We start from the raw sequence: 621 nt of genomic DNA, 5'->3' as shown, positions 1-621 counted from the left end.
CGCTGCCGAGCCAGGCCCAGCAGCGCCTGAAGGCCCTGGTAACAAGGCTCAGGCAGGTCACCGACGACCTCACGGTCCAGAAGCAGCGCCGCGCCAGCATGTTCGACAACACGGAGATGCAGGCAAGTGTAGACGAGGTGATCGCCCTGCTGAAGCGCCAGTCCCGCTCGCTCGAAGGCGAGATCGCCTCCATGATCGACGACGATCCGCTGTGGGCAAAGCTCGCCGAAACCTGGCGCGAGGTGAAGGGCGTGGCTGGACGGACCGTCGGCCGGCTGCACGCCGAGCTGCCGGAGATCGGTATCCTCTCCAACAAAGCCATTGCCAAGCTGGTCGGCCTCGCCCCGATCGCCAATGACAGTGGCAAGCGAAAGGGCAAGCGATCCATCCGCGGCGGCCGCGCCGGCGTCCGCTCGATCCTCTTCCTCGTCGCGGCCATTGCCGCGCGTTATGACCAAAGCCTCGCCGACTTTCGCGATAGGCTGGTCGCTGCCGGAAAGGAAAAAATGGTCATTCGCATTGCGCTCGCCCGTAAGCTCCTGGTCCGCCTCAACGCCAAAGCACGCGAGGCGCGTGCCGCTTACGCCAATGCAACTTGACAATCCAGATAGTCGCTCATCC

Annotated in this window: 1 protein-coding gene; it reads left to right on the top strand. The window is 64.3% G+C overall.

Going from position 1 to position 621, the window contains the following annotated elements; all coding sequences use genetic code 11:
- Nucleotides 1-599: transposase (locus CWO89_RS45005; protein ID WP_130584474.1), on the top strand; the 599-nt coding region annotated here is incomplete at its 5' end.
- Nucleotides 600-621 lie beyond the last annotated feature (22 nt).

Source organism: Bradyrhizobium sp. Leo170 (genome assembly GCF_004296405.1).
Taxonomy (GTDB): Bacteria; Pseudomonadota; Alphaproteobacteria; order Rhizobiales; family Xanthobacteraceae; genus Bradyrhizobium.
The sequence above is the reverse complement of the archived record's forward strand: the minus strand, read 5'-3'. Positions and strand labels throughout refer to the sequence as shown.